Annotated in this window: 15 protein-coding genes and 1 tRNA gene; 7 read left to right on the top strand and 9 right to left on the bottom strand. The window is 43.4% G+C overall.

What is annotated here, in order from left to right:
• Position 1: 1 nt before the first annotated feature.
• Positions 2-77, top strand: a tRNA-Gly gene (locus tag ACRQQK_RS05050).
• A gap of 486 nt (positions 78-563) precedes the next feature.
• Here the strand turns inward: ACRQQK_RS05050 and ACRQQK_RS05045 are convergent.
• Entirely contained in the window at positions 564-1,640 is a 1,077-nt protein-coding gene (locus ACRQQK_RS05045; protein ID WP_457510298.1) for a PQQ-dependent sugar dehydrogenase, read from the bottom strand.
• A 266-nt stretch (positions 1,641-1,906) separates the two neighbouring features.
• On the opposite strand from ACRQQK_RS05045, the gene ACRQQK_RS05040 reads away from it, so the two are divergent.
• From ACRQQK_RS05040 to ihfA, 4 genes are all read left to right on the top strand, one after another.
• The gene (locus ACRQQK_RS05040; RefSeq protein WP_457510297.1) at positions 1,907-3,025 is read left to right on the top strand and encodes a diguanylate cyclase; all 1,119 of its coding nucleotides are present in this window, start codon (positions 1,907-1,909) and stop codon (positions 3,023-3,025) included.
• 291 nt (positions 3,026-3,316) lie between these two features.
• Positions 3,317-4,300 (top strand): phenylalanine--tRNA ligase subunit alpha, encoded by a 984-nt coding sequence (gene pheS, locus ACRQQK_RS05035; protein ID WP_042488441.1) that lies wholly within the window; start codon positions 3,317-3,319, stop codon positions 4,298-4,300.
• A 17-nt stretch (positions 4,301-4,317) separates the two neighbouring features.
• The gene (gene pheT / locus ACRQQK_RS05030) at positions 4,318-6,705 is read left to right on the top strand and encodes a phenylalanine--tRNA ligase subunit beta (RefSeq protein WP_457510296.1); all 2,388 of its coding nucleotides are present in this window, start codon (positions 4,318-4,320) and stop codon (positions 6,703-6,705) included.
• Between the two features lie 447 nt (positions 6,706-7,152).
• Positions 7,153-7,449, top strand: a complete 297-nt coding sequence (gene ihfA / locus ACRQQK_RS05025; RefSeq protein WP_457510295.1) for an integration host factor subunit alpha — start codon at positions 7,153-7,155, stop codon at positions 7,447-7,449.
• A 94-nt stretch (positions 7,450-7,543) separates the two neighbouring features.
• Here the strand turns inward: ihfA and ACRQQK_RS05020 are convergent, their stop codons facing one another.
• Entirely contained in the window at positions 7,544-8,317 is a 774-nt protein-coding gene (locus ACRQQK_RS05020; protein WP_457510294.1) for a phosphoribosylglycinamide formyltransferase, read from the bottom strand.
• Between the two features lie 321 nt (positions 8,318-8,638).
• Here ACRQQK_RS05020 and ACRQQK_RS05015 point away from each other — a divergent pair, with 321 nt between their 5' ends.
• On the top strand, positions 8,639-9,286 hold the full coding sequence (locus ACRQQK_RS05015; RefSeq protein WP_457510293.1) for a thiopurine S-methyltransferase: 648 nt from the start codon (positions 8,639-8,641) through the stop codon (positions 9,284-9,286).
• A gap of 91 nt (positions 9,287-9,377) precedes the next feature.
• Here ACRQQK_RS05015 and purT read toward each other — a convergent pair whose 3' ends face one another.
• The 3 genes from purT to ACRQQK_RS05000 all read right to left on the bottom strand — a co-directional run bounded on the left by purT (position 9,378) and on the right by ACRQQK_RS05000 (position 12,958).
• Positions 9,378-10,553: a formate-dependent phosphoribosylglycinamide formyltransferase gene (gene purT / locus ACRQQK_RS05010; protein WP_457510292.1), complete on the bottom strand. Its 1,176-nt coding sequence runs from the start codon at positions 10,551-10,553 to the stop codon at positions 9,378-9,380.
• Between the two features lie 103 nt (positions 10,554-10,656).
• On the bottom strand, positions 10,657-11,970 hold the full coding sequence (locus ACRQQK_RS05005) for a ferredoxin reductase family protein (protein ID WP_457510291.1): 1,314 nt from the start codon (positions 11,968-11,970) through the stop codon (positions 10,657-10,659).
• A gap of 112 nt (positions 11,971-12,082) precedes the next feature.
• A complete protein-coding gene (locus tag ACRQQK_RS05000) occupies positions 12,083-12,958 on the bottom strand; it encodes an AEC family transporter (RefSeq protein ID WP_457510290.1) in 876 nt (291 codons plus the stop codon).
• A gap of 328 nt (positions 12,959-13,286) precedes the next feature.
• Here ACRQQK_RS05000 and ACRQQK_RS04995 point away from each other — a divergent pair, with 328 nt between their 5' ends.
• Complete coding sequence (locus ACRQQK_RS04995; RefSeq protein ID WP_457510289.1) at positions 13,287-16,025, top strand: EAL domain-containing protein; 2,739 nt, start codon at positions 13,287-13,289, stop codon at positions 16,023-16,025.
• Positions 16,026-16,095: 70 nt separating this feature from the next.
• Here ACRQQK_RS04995 and cdd read toward each other — a convergent pair whose 3' ends face one another.
• From cdd to sbcB, 4 genes are all read right to left on the bottom strand, one after another.
• Complete coding sequence (gene cdd / locus ACRQQK_RS04990) at positions 16,096-16,983, bottom strand: cytidine deaminase (RefSeq protein WP_457510288.1); 888 nt, start codon at positions 16,981-16,983, stop codon at positions 16,096-16,098.
• Positions 16,984-17,186: 203 nt separating this feature from the next.
• Positions 17,187-17,864 carry an LrgB family protein gene (locus ACRQQK_RS04985; protein WP_457510300.1) on the bottom strand — a complete coding sequence of 226 codons (678 nt, stop codon included), beginning with the start codon at positions 17,862-17,864 and terminating at the stop codon, positions 17,187-17,189.
• Entirely contained in the window at positions 17,864-18,229 is a 366-nt protein-coding gene (locus ACRQQK_RS04980) for a CidA/LrgA family protein (protein ID WP_457510287.1), read from the bottom strand. Before ACRQQK_RS04980 ends, ACRQQK_RS04985 begins: the two co-directional genes overlap by 1 nt.
• A gap of 49 nt (positions 18,230-18,278) precedes the next feature.
• A complete protein-coding gene (gene sbcB, locus ACRQQK_RS04975) occupies positions 18,279-19,703 on the bottom strand; it encodes an exodeoxyribonuclease I (RefSeq protein WP_457510286.1) in 1,425 nt (474 codons plus the stop codon).
• Positions 19,704-19,760: the final 57 nt, after the last annotated feature.

The raw sequence follows: 19,760 nt of genomic DNA, 5'->3' as shown, positions 1-19,760 counted from the left end.
TGCGACACTAGCTCAGTTGGTAGAGCGCAACCTTGCCAAGGTTGAGGTCACGAGTTCGAACCTCGTGTGTCGCTCCAGAATAAAAAAGCCTCGATTAATTCGAGGTTTTTTTATGTCTGAAATTCAGAGTCGACAATCTCATTTGGTAGAGCGCAAACCTTGCCAAGGTTGAGGTCACGCCTATTAGTTCATAAGAACGGGAACCTCGTGTGTCGCTCCAGAATAAAGAAGCCTCGATTTTTTCGAGGTTTTTTTATGCCTAAAATTCAGAGTGCACAATCTCATTTGGTAGAGCGCAAACCTTGCCAAGGTTGAGGTCACGCCTATTAGTTTAAAAAAATGGGAACCTCGTGTGTCGCTCCAGAATAAAAAAGCCTCGATTAATTCGAGGTTTTTTTATGCCTGAAATTCAGAGTGCACAATCTCATTTGGTAGAGCGCAAACCTTGCCAAGGTTGAGGTCACGCCTATTAGTTCAAAAGAATGGGAACCTCGTGTGTCGCTCCAGAATAAAAAAGCCTCGCTTGTTTCGAGGTTTTTTATGTCTGAAATTTATCCTCAAATTTAACTGTCAGGCATTAAGCGATATATGTTGCCGCTGTCGGTAGTAAAATAGATCCAGTCGTCAGGGGAGAGTTTGATATCTCTGATTCGCTCTTGCAGATCTTCCAGCAATCTCTCTTCTTTAATCGCTGATTGGTTCTCATCCATGGTAATCACATTGATGTGTGTGAGCTTTAAGGCTCCGGTTAAGAGTTTACCGTTGAGTTTAGGGTAGCGATCCCCTCGGTAGAGTAATAAGCCACTGGGAGCGATTGAAGGAATATAAACCTTGGCGGGCGATTCAATGCCTTTCGCTTCTTTGCTTTCGCCCACATCCAATGGCCCCCAATACTCCTTACCATAAGAGGTTTTTGCCCAGCCATAGTTAGCCCCTTTCTTGATGAGGTTTATTTCATCACCACCGCGAGGACCGTGTTCAATTTCCCATAAGTGTTGAGTCTGTGGATCAAAGAACAAGCCTTGAGGATTTCGATGTCCATAACTCCAGATCTCTGGGCGTGCATCTTTGACTCCGACAAGCGGATTATCCTGAGGAACCGTACCATCTAGATTGAGACGAAGAATGCTTCCTGCATGGGTAGAAAGATCCTGACCATTGGGTCTTTTACCTCTATCTCCCACGGTGAAAAACAAATGCTTATCAATAAAACTGATCCGGCTGCCAAAGTGGCGGGAAGTATCAGAGTTTGAAGTGGTGACCAACAGATCATTCCACTGGGTCACTTTATCGCCATTGAATTTTGCTATGGCTAATGTGGTATCTGCGCCAGTATTCGTTCGTTTACTGTAAGTGAAGTAAAACGTTTGGGGATCATAGGGAGAGAGGGCAATGTCAAGCAGACCGCCTTGTCCTTGTGCTGCAACATATTCAATTTGAAGTAATTCCGTCTTTGTCCCTTTGTTCAAATCAACGAGCAAAATTTTTCCATTGCGTTCTGTAACAAAGGCTTGGCTTTCATTTAAGAAACTGATGCTCCACGGAACCAATAAACCTTCCATAACTTTTTCTGCTCGATATTGTGCCTGAACTGGAATGGAAATAACGCAGAATAATAGAAGCCAAAATCTTTGTTTCATAAAACGTGTTCTTATCTTTGGTGAATACCTAATAAAAAGCATAGTTATAAATGAAATGAGATGCTTGGTGAGGCCATTTCAAATTTGTGTGTAAGTATTTCAAATCTGTCGTATCAAGCAGATAGAAGTGAATCAATCTGTGCTTCAAATACAAAATTTTCAACATAGCTTAACGTATAGTGCTTAAATATAAGACGTTAACATTACATATCTTATGGATATATGAGAGTGAACATTTCGCACTGGTTAAAGGAATAGAAACATAGATGAAGTCGTTTGAGTGGAATAAGCATTTTGAAACTGGTCTCATCGAAGTTGACGAACAGCACTTATATTTGGTTGGGTTTGTTAATCAATACGGTGGACTGCTATCAGAGAATAACGTGTCAACAGATGATGTGCGTAAGGCTCTGTTTGAATTAGCACGCTATGCCGAGTTTCATTTCAAAGAAGAAGAACAATTGATGCGTAATGCAGGCATCGCCGAAGAGCATCTCAATGAACATATTCAGGTTCATCGCTCTTTTATGCTTGAGATTAATAGCATGCAGGCTTTTATTGCCGACGACGATCATCGACCAGCAGTTCTGCTACTCGAATTCCTTATTCATTGGCTGGCCTATCATATTTTGGGTATCGACCAGAGTATGGCTCGACAGGTGAAGGCGATTGAAGCAGGGGAAGATCCTTTCGAAGCTTATAAGCGAGAACAACGCGAAAGAGATGCGGCAATTGAACCGCTTCTTAATGCATTGAATGGTTTGTTTCAGCAAGTCTCTGCTCGCAACAAAGAGCTGGTACGTTTGAATCAGTCACTTGAAGATAAAGTTGAAGAGCGCACTCGTCAGTTGCATCGTGCCAACAAACAGTTGGAAAAGCTATCTTTAACTGACAGCCTAACTTCTTTACCTAACCGCCGACAAGCGATGCAGCAGCTCCAAGAGTTTTGGTTGCGCTCTGTAGAGGAGGGGACCAACCTTACCTGTATGATGATCGACGCGGACCATTTCAAACAAGTCAATGATACTTGGGGGCATGATGCAGGAGATTCTGTGTTGATAGCGGTTTCCCGCTGTCTAAAACAGAGATTTCGCAACGATGATATTGTTTGCCGCTTAGGAGGAGATGAGTTTTTTGTTATCTGTCCTAATACCGATCTAGAAGGTGGGTTGTATATTGCACAACAAGTATTGGCGGAGATTCATCAATTGAAAGTGCCAGTTGGCGAAGACAATTGGCAAGGCAGTATCAGTGTTGGTGTAGCTCAGTGTGATTCAGAAATGAAGGAATATACCGCGTTAATGAGCCTTGCTGATAAAGCTCTTTACAAAGCCAAGCAGCATGGACGGAATCAAGTCTGTTTCGCAAAATTTGAATACATTTAAATTGGGGTCGGCAGACCCTAAATTTATGGGCTAAATAGGCCTGACATTTCATGAATTGAATATTCCTCTTTTTTGTCTCACTTCTATCAAATTTTCTTGCTTGATATTTAAACGAAAGTGCAGCTGAAGCGTATTTCAATTTGGCTTTGACGCCAGCTTTCGATACTATGTACAGCTATTTGAGATATCCCAAGAAACCCATTCGGTAACTCTTTGTGGCTTCCTTTTTTGGAGTCGAAGGAACCCTTTTGGGCTCCTTATGGAAACTGCTAATCAGCAGACGAGGAAACGATGCAACATCTACAAGAGATTATTGCTAATGCGACAACAGCGATTGAAGCTGCGTCGTCGTTAGTTGCACTTGATGAAGTGCGTGTTCAGTATCTGGGTAAGAAAGGTGAACTAACGGTTCAACTTCAAAGCCTAGGTAAGCTACCACCAGAAGAACGTCGTACAGCTGGCCAAGAAATCAACGTGGCTAAAGCAGAAGTTCAAAAAGCGATCGCATTGCGTAAAGACGCTCTGCAAAGCGCAGAACTTGAAGCTAAGCTAGCGGCAGAAACTATCGATGTGACACTACCTGGTCGTCGTATCGAAAATGGTGGTCTTCACCCAGTGACTCGCACTGTCGAGCGTATCGAGAAGTTCTTCGGCGAACTAGGCTTTAGCACTGAGTCTGGTCCTGAAATCGAAGATGCATTCCATAACTTTGATGCGCTAAACATTGCGGAAGATCACCCAGCTCGTACTGACCACGATACATTCTTCTTCAACCCAGATTTGATGTTGCGTACTCACACTTCAGGTGTACAAATCCGTACGATGGAAAATGGTAAGCCACCATTCCGTTTCATCGCACCGGGCCGTGTATACCGTAATGACTACGACCAAACACATACTCCAATGTTCCACCAAGTGGAAGGTATGTTGGTTGATGAGAACGTAAATTTCGCTCAGCTAAAAGGCATCTTGAACGATTTCCTATGCAATTTCTTCGAAGAAGAAGTTGAAGTCCGTTTCCGTCCTTCATACTTCCCATTCACTGAACCTTCAGCAGAAGTTGACGTGAAAGGCAAAAACGGCAAATGGCTAGAAGTACTAGGTTGTGGCATGGTTCACCCTAACGTACTGCGCAGTGTTGGTATCGACCCTGAAAAATACTCTGGTTTCGCATTCGGTATGGGCGTAGAGCGTTTAACTATGCTTCGTTACGGCGTTAACGACCTACGAGCGTTCTTCGAAAACGATCTTCGTTTCCTTAAACAGTTCAAGTAATTCAAGGGTAATACACAATGAAATTCAGCGAATCATGGCTTCGTGAGTGGGTAAACCCAGCGGTTACTACTGACGAACTAACGCACCAAATCACTATGGCTGGTCTAGAAGTCGATGACGTACTTCCAGTGGCTGGCGAATTCACTGGCGTAAAAGTCGGTTACGTTGTTGAGTGTGGTCAGCATCCAGATGCAGACAAACTGCGCGTGACTAAAGTTGACGTGGGTGAAGAAGAACTATTAGACATCGTTTGTGGCGCACCAAACTGCCGTCAAGGCCTTAAAGTTGCTGTTGCAACTGTAGGTGCTGTACTTCCAGGCGATTTCAAAATCAAAAAAGCAAAATTACGTGGTCAACCTTCGCATGGCATGCTTTGTTCATTCTCTGAACTAGGTATCGACGTTGAATCTGAAGGCATCATGGAATTAGCAGAAGACGCGGTTATCGGTACAGATTTCCGTCAGTTCCTAAGCTTAGACGACGTAACGGTTGATGTTGACCTAACGGCAAACCGCGCTGACTGTTTCAGCATTCGTGGTATGGCTCGTGAGGTGGGTGTTCTAAACCGCGCAGATGTCACTGAACCTTCAGTCGCACCAGTTGCTCCTTCAATCGATGATGTTGTTTCAATCGAAGTGAAAGCACCGGCGGCATGTCCACGTTACCTTGGTCGTGTTATCAAGAATGTAAACGTACAAGCTGAAACACCACTTTGGATGCAAGAGAAACTGCGTCGTTGTGGTATTCGTTCAATCGATCCAGTGGTTGATATTACGAACTACATTCTTTTAGAGCAAGGTCAGCCAATGCACGCATTCGACCTAGCGAAAATTGAAGGTGGTATTGTTGTTCGTCTTGCTGAGCAAGGCGAAAAGCTGACTCTGCTAGACGGCACAGAAGCAGAGCTTAATACGAATACACTGGTTGTCGCTGACCACAAACAAGCGCTAGCTATTGCTGGCATCTTCGGTGGTGAAGGTTCTGGTGTAAATGCTGAGACTAAAGATGTTCTACTAGAATGTGCATTCTTTGCTCCTGACCATATCCGTGGTCGTGCTCGTAGCTACGGTTTGCACACTGATTCTTCAATGCGTTTTGAACGTGGTGTGGATTTCGCACTACAAGTAAACGCGATGGAACGTGCTACTCAGCTTCTAGTTGAAATCTGCGGTGGTGAAGTTGCACCTGTTGTTGCGGTTGAGTCTGAAGCAGACTTACCTAAACCAAACACAGTATCACTACGTCGTACTAAACTTGATAACCTTCTAGGCCACCACATTGCAGATGCAGAAGTAGTTGAGATCTTAGAGCGTCTTGGTATGTCTGTTGAAGCAACAGAAGCAGGTTGGACTGCTACCGCACCAACATGGCGTTTCGATATTGCGATTGAGCAAGATTTGATTGAAGAAGTTGGCCGTATCTACGGTTACAACAATATTCCAAACCAAGCTCCAGTTGCTGCGCTAAACATGAATGATCACAAAGAAGCGAATCTTCCGCTTAAACGCGTTCGTGACCTTCTTGTTGACCGTGGTTACCACGAAGCAATCACATACAGCTTCGTTGAGCCTGAGCAACAAAAACTGATCGTTAACGATGTTGAACCTCTAATTCTGCCATTCCCAATTTCTGCGGACATGTCAGCAATGCGTTTAGGTCTTATCCAAGGTCTGCTAAACACTGTGGTTCACAACCAGAAACGTCAGCAACCACGTGTTCGTCTATTCGAATATGGTTTGCGTTTCATCCCATGTGAGACAGCAGAAAACGGCATGCGCCAAGAACCAATGCTTGCAGGTGTTATTGCGGGTACTCGCGGTGAAGAACACTGGGGTATGGAAACAGCAACGGTTGATTTCTTCGATCTGAAAGGCGATCTAGAAGCGATTCTTGAGCTTTCTGCGAACGAAAAAGCGTACAGCTTTGTTGCAACTCGCCATCCTGCTCTACACCCAGGTCAATCTGCTGCGATTATGGTAGATGGCAAACAAGTAGGTGTGATTGGTACTGTTCACCCAGAGCTTGAACGCAAGTTTGGTCTGAATGGTCGCACAGTTGTATTCGAAATCGAGTGGAATGCAATTAACTCACGTGTGATTCCTGAAGCAGCTTCAGTATCGAAGTTCCCTTCAAACCGTCGTGACATTGCAGTCGTTGTTGACGAAAACATTGCTTCTGGCGATATCGTAGCAGCATGTTATTCCTCTGGTGGTGAACTTCTTAAAGATGCAAAACTGTTCGACGTATACGTAGGTAAAGGTGTTGAGGAAGGCAAGAAGAGCCTTGCTATCGCACTGACGCTGCAATCTGTTGAACGTACGCTAGAAGAAGCGGATATTGCAGCAGCAGTAGAAGCTATCGTTAAAGCAGTATCTGAGCAGTTTGGCGCGAGTCTACGCGACTAATAAGCACTAAAGCAGTTCACGTATAAAAAGCAGGTTGTATAACCTGCTTTTTTTTCGCCGCTATGATGAGAAACTGACGTGAAATTATCTCCAGTTTAGGAAAAATGTAATTTATTGATAAATAGCTAAATTGTTCTGGTCAGGGCTGAAAAATTTTTAAAATCACACAATAAGATAAAAATTCTTTAAATATAAATTATTTAAGATTTTTAATGCTGTTTTTGTTTTTAATTATCGGTTTTATAGTTTTAAATTATACTTGGTTCGTTATTATATGTGTCTGATTTAATGCCAATGCAAGTTTAGCTTAAATAAAAAAGTTGGCGAAAATCATAAGCTTGGCATACACTTTTCTCGTAAAGCTGATATGTCGTTGATTGGCTAAGCAAAATTGCTCTGGCGCTGTCGTTAGGCAGCAAGGTTTAACATAGCTTTGAGGGAAGTTTTATGGCGCTCACAAAGGCCGAATTGGCTGAAAACCTGTTCGAAAAACTCGGGTTTAGCAAACGGGATGCCAAGGAAACGGTTGAAGTGTTTTTTGAAGAAGTTCGTAAAGCACTAGAAAGTGGCGAACAGGTAAAACTCTCCGGTTTTGGTAATTTTGATTTACGAGACAAGAATGAACGTCCTGGTCGAAATCCAAAAACGGGTGAAGACATTCCGATTACCGCTCGACGAGTTGTTACGTTCCGTCCGGGGCAAAAATTAAAAGCCCGCGTAGAGAACATAAAAGTCGCGAAATAGTCGCCAGTATTAGACCACGCCATATCGCGTGGTCTTTTGTTTTATATAAAGTGTTATATGAAGTTTCAACCACCTTTGGCGGTGGTTGATGTTTTTATGCTGCTTGAATATGTGTGGTGATGTAGGGTTGCCAAGCCTGCAGGTAGAGGTTTTGCGATTCACTACGCATGTGTTTGATCTTGGCTGTCTCGAGTGAGGTTAGTGGACGTTGTTCTCGTTTTGCTACACGCTCAATCTGCTGGATTTGTTCATAAAGCTTATGTTCCGCACCATTTTTCACATCTGCAATCGCTTTTAAGTGAAACTGCACTTCCGCAATAATACCTGTTTTAGGTAACTCGATAAGAATATTCAAATCACGATAGCCTGAAGGGGCAGGGGATTTAAAACGATTCTTCACTTTGACAATGGTTGCTTCTTTGCTCAGGGACTCATAGGCTTCCATAAGGCTGGATACATCGTTCGCTACAATGGTAGCTCGCGCTAAATCAGTGATACGGGCAGCGTTACCATCAAGTTCGGTAGTGACTTTTTCTTTGGCTCTGTGGGTAGATTTCACTCCTGCAAAGTAGGCTTCGGTGGATGTTAATAGCGCGGTACTTTTGCATAAGGTTTCGAGTTCTGCCTGCGCGTAGTGTGACTTGCTGTAAAGGATATCGAAGTCATTATAGGGCTGATATACGGTTTCTTTTGAAGTGGAAATAGAATACAAGCCGCTTAAGCTGTGTTTAAAGCGCTTAGAGGTGAGTTGATTTTCAAATTCACCGCCTTGTGCTTCGGCGGGCATGGTAGGGGGCACAGTCGCGAATGCCGGTGCTCGGCTCAATACTAGAAGCATTAGTGCCGTAGTACGTAGGAACTGGCTCATTCACTCTCCTTGGTTTGTGCTGAAAAATCAAAAGTAGCATTTAAAGGCGCGTTTTTCAGATAGCAAATTTCAAGAAGCTGTAATAATCAAATGGGGCTGTAAGCTTTGAATTCAATGCAGGTAGCCGATTCAATATGGTTATTGTCTATCAGTTCACATTTTTAGCTTGTGTAGTTAAGAGCATTGATCAGCGTTTATAGTTCCTTAACTGGTTGTAAATGAATGTTTCTGATTATGCGAAATGAGATTTGACTATCTCTGTGAATGAGAAATGGTTACCCTTATGAGCCGAATAAAACCAAACACATTTAGAGAGCGTTGATGAAAGATCCAGAATTCTGGCATAGCAAGTGGGCGTCCAATCAAATTGGCTTCCACCTTGAAGACGTGAATCCGTTATTGATAGAACACTGGCACAGAGCAGAGCCAAAAAGAGAAGAAAAAATCTTTGTTCCTTTATGTGGTAAAAGTGAAGACTTAGTGTGGTTGGCGACAAAGCATAATCAAGTACATGGCGTAGAACTAAGCTCTATTGCTGTTCGTTCTTTTTTTGCTGAGCATTTCTACACTCCGTTAGTGATTCAACTGAATGTGCACCATGAGTTGTATCAGTTTGATGAGCTATCAATTTATACCGGCGACTATTTCACCGCACCTGTAGAGACATACGATATTGTTTACGATAGAGCTGCGCTTGTTGCTCTGCCAGAAGAGATGCGTAAAGAGTATGTAGAACGACTCAAGTCGTTGTTAAATCCGGGTGGACGCATTCTGCTAGTGACATTGGATTACGAACAACACGAAATGGCTGGGCCTCCTTTCAGTGTTCCTCAAGAGGAAATAGAGCATTTGTTTGCAGAGTTCTCTGTTGAAAGGTTGCATCAGGACTGTGCCAATGCACAGCATCCCAAAAGAGCCAAAAAAGGTTTATCGCGATTTGCAGAAGAGGTTTGGTTGATCAAAAGCTAAACCCTGAAACAAAAATAACCCAGCAATGCTGGGTTATTTTTTAGCTCTTAGCCTTCAACGAGAGTAGTGTTGATGGCTTCAGGCGTTAGGATTAGTAAACAACCTTCACGGCTTTCGCACATTCTAATGCTTTGTCTACTGCTTCGGTTGTATCTTTACCACGAGCAAGTGCAACACCTAAGCGACGACGACCATCAATTTCTGGTTTTCCAAATAGACGGATTTGGGATTGAGGCACTGACAGCGCTTCACCAATACCATCGAAGAGAATGTTGGTAGACGTACCTTGTCCAAGAATCGCAACCGAAGCTGATGGACCATATTGGGTAATTTGACCAATAGGCATTCCTGTAAATGCACGAACGTGTAGCGCAAATTCAGACACATCTTGAGACATCAACGTGACTAAACCGGTATCGTGCGGGCGAGGCGAGACTTCGTTAAAGATAACGTGGTCACCTTTAACAAACAGTTCAACACCGAAGATACCGTATCCGCCGAGTGCATTAACAATTTGCTCTGCCACATATTCTGCTGCTTTAAGAGCGTTTTCAGACATCGCTTGTGGTTGCCATGATTCACGGTAGTCACCATCTTCCTGACGGTGGCCTATTGGCGCACAAAAGTGAACTCCGTCTACAGCGCGTACGGTTAATAAAGTAATTTCGTAATCGAAGTCGATGAAGCCTTCTACGATAACGCGACCAGCGCCAGTGCGACCACCTTCTTGCGCATATTTCCACGCAGTCTCAATGTCTGCTTCCGTTTTAATGACGCTCTGGCCTTTGCCTGAAGAGCTCATTACCGGTTTACATACACATGGAATACCCACATGTTGAACCGCAGCGACGAAATCCTTGTAGTTATCAGCAAACTTAAACGGAGAGGTCGGCAAAGAAAGCTCTTCAGCGGCAAGGCGACGAATACCTTCACGGTTCATGGTAAGGCGTGCTGCTCTCGCTGTCGGAACTACATTCAAGCCTTGTGCTTCAAGTTCTACCAACTTCTGAGTTGCGATAGCTTCAATTTCAGGAACCACGTAGTGAGGTTTCTCTAGTTCGATGATTTTCTGAAGTGCATCACCATCAAGCATGTTAAGAACATGGCTGCGATGCGCGACGTGCATTGCCGGTGCATCGGCATAGCGGTCGCATGCAATCACTTCCAGACCTAAGCGTTGACATTCAATTGCCACTTCTTTGCCAAGTTCACCAGAGCCAAGTAAAAGTACACGGGTTGCATTTTCACGTGTAGCCGTCCCAAACATAGATATTCCTTTTAATTCTGTAGTAGCCACTAAAAACTGCCGTAATCATACTGGAATATCTCGCAAAAGCAAACGTTTGCGCGGTTTTCGTCTACTGGCGAGATTATCGCATTACAAACCGTTCTGAATGATAGTTTTGTTTATTAAGCCCTAAGCCTAAAAGTCTATTTTTCAGTGTGTTACCAAAGTTAATCGGCCCACAAAAACTGACGCTGGCTTTAGACAAATCAACGTGTTGAGCGACTCGGTCTGCGCATAGGAACTCATTATGGCTGGCGGTATAGATATGCAGCTTCACACAAGGCAGCTTGCTGACTAATTTTTCCAGCAAGTGAACAAAGTATGTCTGGTCATCATTGTCCCGACAGTAGAACAGATCGATGTGTCTGCTGGTTGAATGGGGCAGATGGGTCAAGCAGTGTAGCCACGCTATAAAAGGTACGATACCGATACCAGCACCAATCCAAACTTGGTGTGATGAATCTGGTATTTGGAAGCGACCATAGCCACCTTCAACAGCAACTGCTCTTCCCACCGACAAAGAGTCATAGAGTGCGCGAGTGTAGTCGCCGAGATCTTTGATCGCGAACTCTATCTCATGGTTGTGGGAATCATAATTAAGTACTGAAAACGGATGTGGAGCCTCGCCATCATTGAAGTTGAGATAAGCAAACTGCCCAGCACGATACTTCATCGCCTCATTGAGATTTATTTTTACGTGCAATACCCGAGATTGGCTTGCTTGATCATGAATGCGTTGAATAGAAGTCACTTGACCATTGACTATGCGAGCGCGGCCAATTGAACCTGTTAACGAAACAAATGCACAAATAGAACCCACAATTGCGGCAAGCCAAATCAACGAGTTAAGGCCAGCTGAACTCCATTGATAGTCAAGTAAGAACACACTGTGAAACGAACCTGCGAGGAAAATTGCGCCACCCAGTTTGTGGGTAAGACGGAATTTTCGATAGCTGATCGCTTGGATAAGACTGATGGCGGCAAACGCGAGAAAGACATAAAAAGTGTATTCGCCTACTACTTTTGCCCAGTGGGTCCAGTTGATACTCTCAACGATCTGGCTCAGACGTTGTCTTTTATGTTGGCCTTCAATGATCTCTAGGCTGACCAACCATTTCGCTGATTTAATCAATAACCAATGCATCACCATAGTGACTAGAGCACCAATGCCCATCTGTTTATGAATGGCGTAGCCTTTATCTAGCCCATGTACATATTCTTCTACGCTAGGAATACGCATAGCCAGCAGCATTGCAACTGCCATATAGGCAAAGCCAAGTGCACCTGTAAGCATGGTCAGTTGATGACGCCAGAAGAAGTTATTGGCATCGGGTTGCCATGTAAGCCATACGGATGGAAGCCATAACAGTATGATGAGTAAAGTAAGTTTTTTCATGACAATTATTCCATATGTTTCCTATGGTTTAATTGTAGTTCCGTGGCTTCGGCTAGGACATCGACTTTATCTAGCTTTACTCTGGTTGACCTAAGTTTACATTTCGTATTCTCTATAATGAGAAGGCGAAAATCAGCAACAGAGGCAGAGTGAAAATACTGAGGAAATTACCAAACAATACCATTGAGGCTACGTTCGTTGCTTCAATCTTATAACGCTCCGCGAACAGGTAATTCATTACTGCTGGTGGAAGCATGGTGAATAACACCATCATTTTTAACTGCATTGGCGGTAAAGGAATGAAGTAGTAGATACAGGTAAATGCGATCGCGCCGGTAAACAGTGATTGAGCGGTCGAGAGCAGTCCCACTTTAAAGCCCGCCATTTTCATGTTGGTCATCTGAGCGCCTAATGACAACAACATCACTGGTACAGCAGCCTGACCAAGCAACTTTGTTGCTTCATATAGCGGTTCCCAGACATGAGTTCCTGACAAATTGAGGCACATAGCAGCAACAGCAGCGATAAACACAGGAGCCGTAAAGATCTGCTTGAATGAACCTCCTTTACTTAATACTGCAAGCCCGATGCTGATGTGTAAGCAGGCCGAAACAACAAACAGCAGTACCGCAGAAGAAAGAGCTTGCTGGCCGAATGCGTAGGTGAACAGTGGAATGGCTAAGTTACCGCTGTTTCTAAACATATGAAGCGGAGCCCATGCTTTGAAGTTCCAACCACCTAGCTTGCAAATCGGAATCATAAGCAAACCGGGAATGAGTACAGATAGTAAAGAAGCATAAATGAGAGGAAGTTCTTTACTGCTAATTGGCATGGTGGAAAGTGAAGAGAATACCAATGCTGGAACAAAGGCATCCATATTGATTCTGTTAATGGGACGGAAATCAGGTTTGAGCCAGCGACCAATGAGATAACCAATAATGACTAGTGCCATTACAGGGAACAGTATCCGAACAACTTGTTCAAACATAGGTATCCTTACGAGTGTTTGACACGAAGAAAAGCCAAATTATCAGGCTATTAACTCATCGTCATTGGCGTAGGCGTTAATCTGTGCGCTTCGTATACAAATGTTAATGGAATGTACGGCAATGTATGGTTGTACAAGTAAACTTATTGGTAGATGAATATTATATTGATGCATTTCATATTATACTGGCACCAAAAAAGAGGTATTGGTTCCAAATAAATGTGTGATTTATAGTTTTCTTCATATTTTCATTCGACATATATCATTAAATTCTTACGTGATATGTGTTATTTGTATCGCAAATGTTAACTTGAGAGTTGATCGTTTCTTGAATAAACCATCTCGCTTACGCTTTGTTACGCTGCATACGAAAACTGCATTTTTATTTGCGGTTGGGCTCGCTAGCATCATTTTCAGTAGTCTTTTCCTCACCCGTTATTTCTTTCTGTACAGCCTCAATGAACTGGAGAATATTGAGATTCACAGAGCGAGTTCACAAGCGTTTGCTGTGATTGATTCACTGAGTGTGAGGCAGGAGGAAGCTTCCCATGACTGGGCTTACTGGACTGAGACTTACGATCTTCTCACTCAGTCTGATACTGGTTTTGAAGAACGCAACTTGTATATGGATAGTCTCGACTCATTAGGGCTCGACTTCATGTCTTTTATTAATAGTCGGAATGAGTATGTAGCAGGCCTTGGGCGGGATATTGAAGATGCCAAAGTATTCACACAAACATTGCTACAAGATAAGGGCATTGCTCAACATCTCAATAAAATGAAACGCGTTCTGGACAGCGGTAAAAGCGGCACTTATGGATTAATCCGTGAGGGTGACGATATCTGGGTAGTTAGTATTACACCCGTGCGTAACGGAACCAGTGAATCAGAGTTTGCCGGATGGATGTTGTGGGGGCAGCATTTATCTGACCGTTTTCCTTCTGACTTTGTTGGCATCTTAACGGCTCAGAACTCAATCATTACCGATCTAGATGAGATTAAACATCTTGATGAGCACATTCATGGAGAGGGTATTGATGAGCTCAATGATATAGATGTTTTTCGAACAGATTCAGAGCTTTACCACTATACATCGTTAACCGATATTTATGGTGAAGAGATCGCTGCTTTAAAATCTCGTGAGTCGCGTACCTACTATCAAAAAGGTGAGTCGGTCTTTTACTATCTCATCTTTGCTATTAGCGTGGTCACAACACTGGTTTCTATCGTTATTTTCATTTTATTCCGTAACAACGTAGGCAAGCGATTCAGCTACTTTGAACAGGATATAAAAGCCCTGATATCAAGTGATGAAGTGAACCTGGAAGGGCATCGGGATGAGTTTGAACGTATCACGACCTTAGTACAGTTTTTGGCTAACAACTCCTCAAAAACTGAAGGCAAGTTAAAAGATACGCTACAAAAATTTGAAGCGCTATACCACAGCCAAACACTGGGGATGGTGCTTGTGGTCGATCAAATGATCGCTGACGTGAACCAAGCATTGTTAGATTTACTCGGTTATCAGCGCGGTGATTTGGTTGGTCAGCATGTAGAAAAACTGTGTGCTCACAGTAGTGATTCTATTTGCAGTGCAGAACAGTTATTTATCAATTTGAGTCAGGGATTACGTCAGTTCGAAGTAGGGCTTAACAATAGTTATGGCGAAACTGTTGACTGTGTGATTGAAGCGACCCAATTTGAGCAAGACAACAAGTTGGCTGTTATGTTGTCGATAAAAGATATTAGTGAGCAGAAACAGCAAGAAGTATTAATTGACTCCTTAACTCATCGTGATTCTGCAACCGGATTACTAAATCGTCCTACGGTGATTAATTTGATCAAAAGGTTTTTCCAAAGCTCAGATCAAGAACAGAACTACTCAATTGTCTATTTTAATGCTTCAAGGTTAAAAGAAATCGGTGAAGTGTATGGACACTTAGTTCATGACAACGTTTTGAAACACCTTGCTGATAATTTGTTGAGCCGTTTTGGTGACGAGTTTACTGGGCGCATCAGCGAAAATGAGTTCTTGGTTTGGTGTGTTGAAGAAGACTATCGTCAGTTAGAAAAAGCGGCAAACAGATTACTCGATAGTTATTCGTCGAAGATCAGTGTTTCTGGTTTTGAGTTCGATATTGGCTTAAAAGCGGTATTTGTTCGTTCTTCTTCCAGTTTTGCTAACTTTGAGGATTTTAGTTATGTCGGTCTTTATGCTCTCACAGAAATTAAATCTACAGCTAGAAAGGGTCTTGTGACGGTTGATGACAGTCTGATTAAAAGATCACAAGAATCGCTGGCTTTGAATCGCGACATTATGAAAGCGCTTAAAAATGGTGAAATTGTTGCTTATTACCAACCTATTGTGAACGCGAGCAATGGTCAGGTTGTCGGCTTTGAAGCGCTTGCAAGATGGCACCATCCTACATTAGGTATGGTGTCTCCGGGACTGTTTGTCCCGCTTGCGGAACAGCGTCGATTGATCGTCGAGTTGGGAGAGGTCATTCTTGAGCAGGCGTGTGAGTTTATTCGTGATATTCAGTATAAGAGCACCAGTTCTTCTCAAAATAGGCTGAGTATCCACGTGAATCTGTCGACACCTCATTTCCACCATAAGAGTTTGGTGGAAACTTTGGTCAACCTGATAGAGAAATACCAACTGTTACCAGGACAATTGGTACTGGAGTTAACGGAGAGTATCCTGATAGGTACTGAAGATGAGATCGTTGAGCGAATGGAAGCGGTCAAATCTTTAGGGATTCAGCTTGCGTTAGATGATTTTGGCACAGGGTATTCATCGTTTAGCTCACTCTGCAATTTCCCATTGGATATCATAAAATTAGACAAATCTTATATTGATAGTCTAGAGACAAATGATAAAGCGAAATCATTAGTTCGTAATATTATTCATATGTCCCAAGAACTCGGTATGACAACCGTGGCTGAAGGGGTTGAAACCGCTTCTCAGCTTCGTAAACTCAATGTCTGGAACGTAGATGAAATTCAGGGCTATTACTTCTTCAAACCTATGAATAAACAACAAGCTTTAGACAAGTTTGCGATGTAGGTTAATAGAAAAAGTCTCTGACAACAAAAAAGCCAGACAAGAGTCTGGCTTTTACATGACTAAGCTACTGTTAAAGTGCGATGTAGCTTAGTGGCAAAGAAGAACTCAGTGACGCAAGTGTCGCTTGAGTATCAACAAAGTGACTCACGCTGCCTTTCTCAAGCTCAGCCAGAGTGGCCGCTTCGATGTTGTCGAAAGAATCGCCAGCCATTCTCATCTGAATCAAAGCGACTTGCAGTGGCGGCAGGCTTGGGTTAAACGCTGCGTTTTCCGCATATGCGCCCAAATAAGTTTTACCGGACGATGATTTCAATGCCACACCACTTAAATTTTCAGAGTAAGGGGCATAGCTGCTGTTGAGTGCTGCTACGGCCGATTGCATCAGCGGATCTAATTCCTCGCATTTGTAACCGTGGTCGCTTTTGTTCATCAGTACTTGAGTGATACCTAGGTCGGCAGGGCCAAAAGATTCTGGCAAGTAGTATTGCAGAGAGTTGGCATCACGTTTTGGTAACTGAATCATCAAGCTTTTCGAGGTGGTAAGCTCGTTCATGAACTGGCGACAGTGACCGCAAGGACTGTAGTTCACAGTGATATCACTGATGCCTTCCTCACCCTTCATCCAAGCATGACTGATAGCTGCTTGTTCTGCGTGAATGGTTTGTCCCATCTGAACTTTTGAGAATTCCATGTTGCCGCCGAAATAAATGCGGCCAGACAATCCACGAGCTAGAGCTCCAACATAAAATTTCGAAATAGGTACGTAAGCATATGCTGCCGCAAGAGGCAGTAATTCAATACGAAGGTCTGCGTCACTCAATCCTGTAACGGAAAGTAGTTGCTTAAATTGGTCAGGAGATAGAGTAGCGTCAAACTCATCAGCTAATACGATTGGCGATAAAAACTCCGCCAGCGGTCGTTGCATGTCTGCTAATGCCTGTTCAATACGGCCTTTCATAGATATTCCTAATTAATACATTGAGCTTTAGTTTAGGGGAATATACTAGATTTACTGCGATCAAAATCTCATTATCAAATGCAACGTATTACATGTTTACATAATTAGAGTGATGTCACACATATGAGGTTGATAGATAGGAATAAGGCTCAGAATCTACAGCAAATGCTGTCTGAGCCTAATTAAATAGATATGTCAAAGAGTTAGTGAACAAACCAAAGGACAAAAGCAAATAAACTCGGGGCAAGAACAGAGGTTATGACACCGCAAACGACCAGAGCGAGTGAACTAAAAGCCGCATCTTTCTGATCTTTTTCCGCACAAGTCGCTGTGCCGAGGGCGTGGGAGACATTACCCATAGTTAAGCCTCGAGCAATGGGATGTGTGATATTCAGCATGTTATAAATTGGGTACGCCACAATGGCGCCAAAAACGCCAACCAGCAATACCATTATGGCTGCAATTGCTGGCTCTCCACCTAAATTATTTGCCACTTCCATCGCTATCGGTGTGGTGACAGATTTACCCATGAGTGCTGCAATTAAAGCGATATCAACATTCATTGATGCGGCAATGATCCCAGTCGTCAGCATAGAAAGTACGCTTCCGACACCACAGGCAAGCATGATGATTTTCCAGTTTGCACGAATCTGAGGAAGTTGTTCATACAAAGGGTAAGCTAAGGCAACGACGGCGGGTTGAAGCATGTAGTTCACCCATAGGTTGTCTCGCTCGTAAGTCTCATAAGGGATTTTCAGCAACATCAGAGCAGGGATGATTAGACCTATGCTAATCAACAGTGGGTTGGCAAACGGTGAATTTAGCTTGCGAGCGATCCATCTAGAAACAAAGAACACCGCGATAGTGACTAGCAACCACATCATTTGCCTCCTTTTTTCAAAATGCGATCAAGTGAGAAGGCTAGGATCACAAGCACTAATGTAGTACCACCGATGGCACTGGCTAAGATAGACCAAATGTTGTTTATTAGTATGTCGAAATGCACCATAAGACCGACACTGGTCGGGATGAAAAGTAGAACCATATAGCGAATGAATAAGCTTGCACTTGGCTTCACCCAAGATGACGGTAAGAGTCCGCTCGACATGAGGCCAAACAGGATCAGCATGCCAATAATACTGCCAGGAATAGAAATGCCTAACCAAGTTTGAAGATTATTACCTGCCAGCAAGCAGAGAAATATCATTCCCATTGAGACTAGGTATTTAAGTGCGGTTTGAGCCATGAAACGTTGTTGCCATTTATATGTATAGATAAACCTAGGGACATAGCCCCTAGGAAACGAGTTTTGAGACGTATTGATAGACAGATTTTAAAATAGCGATTTTCTTTTCGTCACTCTCATGCTCATGAACTAAGTTTTCTAAATTGAGCATGTAATCTTCAATTCGCGACTCATAAAAATCACGACAGTGATTCGCCCAGCGGCGCTGTTCATTTTCATCCAGTGTCCATGGGAAGTGACGGGCACGATAACGGAATAATAAAGGCTCGATTCTTTTGTCGGCAAAAGTGATGTCCAGTGCTGCCAAATTTTCTGGTGGTGTACTGCGTATAATCTCCATCGACGCTTTGTCCGCCGGAGAGAAGAAACCTTCGTATAACTGCGTATCGACATCGGTGCTCTGTTCATATTCACGTTCAATCGAAAACAGTGCAACCAGCTTTTCTCGGATCTCTGGATGCTGACGAATCAGTGCTAAGTTCGCTAAACACTGTTCGCGATTGATGCCTATCTTCTCAGCGTTTTCAGCGGTTAACGTCTTCGCGGGTGCAAGAATAGGGCACTTGTTGAGATGAACCAATTTGACATGAACAGGCAGTTCGTCCGGTGCAAGCTCATCACGTTTGGTATAAAGACGCGTATGCAGTTCATCACTGGAAAGCTCAATTAAAGGCTGAGGATCTTTGGCTAAGTCAGCCACAATCACAGCATTTTGATTGGTTGGATGCCAAGCAATAGGCACAATCCAACTGGTGTATTGGCATTCTCTGCCTAACATTCCGGAGACATGCATCAGTGGTGTCATATTGACGATATCCACCAACTCATTGAGTTTGCGCTTATGGCGCATGGTAAAGAAGTAATCAAACAGCTTTGGTTGTGCGGCTTTAACTTTCTTAGCCAGCTCAATAGTAGCAATCACGTCAGCCATCGCATCATGCGCATTTTCGTGTTCAATACCGTTGGCTTTTGATAGGTGCTCAAGTTTGAAGCTAGTGAACCCATCTTCGTTTTCCGGCCAAACAATGCCTTCAGGACGAAGGGCATGGCATGCACGCATCACATCGAGTAAGTCCCAACGCGAGTTGCTGTTCTGCCAGCTCCAAGAATACGGGTCGAAAAAATTGCGATAGCAAGTATAACGCGTGACTTCGTCATCGAATCGAATGCTGTTGTAACCAAGGCTGGTGGTATTTGGCTGAGAAAGTTCGTGATGAATACGAGCAATGAACTCTGGCTCAGGTAGACCTTGAGCCATCGCCTTTTGTGGCGTGATACCTGTTATTAGCGCTGCCTCTGGTGCAGGTAAATAATCGCTAGGTAATTGGCAGTAGATAACTAATGGTTCACCGATAATATTAAAATCCATATCGGTACGTACGCCAGCAAACTGACTAGGACGATCTTTCGCTGGGTTAGTGCCCCAAGTCTCATAATCGAAGAAGAAGTAAGTTGGCGAGTTTTCCTGCTGCATGTGTGATTACCAAATCGCTGAAAGATTTACAGGTATTAGAACATCCCCCATACGACT

The sequence above is a fragment of the Vibrio sp. C8 genome, from assembly GCF_054051265.1.
Note: the sequence above shows the minus strand (reverse complement) of the source record. Positions and strands in the feature narration are given on the sequence as shown.